Below are 1,535 nucleotides of genomic sequence, written 5' to 3' on the forward strand. Positions count from 1 at the left end.
GCCCGGTTGCATCGCAAGACCTTGTGCTATTCCAAGTCCGTAGAAATGCTGAAGCACTCGATTCGCTTGCTACTACACTACCTCAAATTTGGTGATGTGCCCGTCCCGCAGTAAATCATATTTCTATTCAGCAACGCCGATGGTGAAACTCCACAAGCGATAAGCAAACCGCAGCTCCTTGACCCGTTGCGTGTCTTGTTCAGCCGCAATCAGTATTTTTTTTGACACTGAACTTGAGCTTGCACACGGCTTGTTGCATGGTCGATAGGCTGACCTCTATCCCAGTTCGCCCGGCAAAGCGTTCACATAACTCTTTGAGGAGGGCATCCGGCTGCGCCGTGACTAAGGCTGCGACGATGGGCAACTGCTCTTTCCCTAACTTAGCAACAGCTCCTCCCCCGTGTGGTTTGGGTTGCACAGTTCCCGTTTCCCGATAGTGTCGCATCAAATCTCTGATGAATGACAGACTCACCTTGAATCGCTTTGCCAGTTGTCGTTGCGATCCTTCTTTCGCCTCATACGCAGCGATAATCCTTTGCCGTAGATCCAGCGATAAAAGGGCAGGCATATGCAGCGATTTCCTAATCTTGCAAGACTCGCTTAGGCTATCAAATTGTGGCTTACTCAAGCAATAACCGCTGTAAGTTTCAGCTTCAAAGCCAACGAAATGACATGAAATTCTTCGGCGATCGCAGAAGAATAATGAAACCATTTCAGGACAAGGGTTTCAAGCAATGACTTACGAAATGACATTTATTGCTTCGGTAGCCCTACGAAATGACATTTATTTCTTCTGTTGGTCTTTCTTTAAAGATTGAGCGCTAAAAAAACCTCAAAGCCTTATTCTGCTGGACTTTGAGGCGAAGGGCAGTTGTGACATTCATTCCTTCGGTTGTGACACTTATTTCTTCGCTCTACACTTTTAGCCTTCGGAAGGCACTGAAATTTCTTCAAGTTCGTGGTGCAGATTTTCTTCAAAGATTGTGCTTTCAAATTCGTGGCGCGAATTTTTCTTGGTTTCAAATTCGTGGCGCGAGTCTAGATGGACATGTTGAACCAATGGGCTTTTGACTGTGCCGCGCACCTCAGTATTGCTGATGCTGTATCCGTCACACTATTTTTCACGTCGTACCAGCAGAAAAAGCCGAGATAGAAATCGCAATTTTTCCAAGCTGCTACTAACGCGAAGTTCCCGATGCCTGTGTGTGGCTTTCAACGGGCACCCCAAGCCCGAGTTTTCCAAGGTCTCGCTAGATTTGGTCGTTCGGCACCAAGCTCGGCACCTTCTTGATTAATCGCGATCGCGACTGCTTTCTGAATTGGTTTGTTCATCCGGATTCCGGCCTCCGAAATGGACTCCAAGAGTGTACCAATTTCTTCTCGGCAGAAAGGTAATACCAATTTAAATTGAGTAGAAGGCAAATGATTTAGACTGAGAAGTAGTGTTTCAGACTCAGCCAATGGTGGGTGTTACGTCAATCGAAGTGAAGGAAAGTTTGGATGATTTAGCTTTGCAGTTACGTCAAGCGGAAACA

The 1,535-nt window shown here is 46.5% G+C and carries 1 protein-coding gene and 1 pseudogene; one reads left to right on the plus strand and one right to left on the minus strand.

Annotation, left to right across the window (positions count from 1 at the left end; translation table 11 throughout):
• Positions 1-114: pseudogene (locus AC1S52_RS00835) on the plus strand (IS1 family transposase); the annotation flags it as partial.
• A gap of 85 nt (positions 115-199) precedes the next feature.
• On the opposite strand, the gene AC1S52_RS00840 reads toward AC1S52_RS00835, so the two are convergent.
• Positions 200-568 (minus strand): helix-turn-helix domain-containing protein, encoded by a 369-nt coding sequence (locus AC1S52_RS00840; protein WP_482027145.1) that lies wholly within the window; start codon positions 566-568, stop codon positions 200-202.
• Positions 569-1,535: the final 967 nt, after the last annotated feature.

This window comes from Kovacikia sp. CALU 1929 (genome assembly GCF_056784235.1).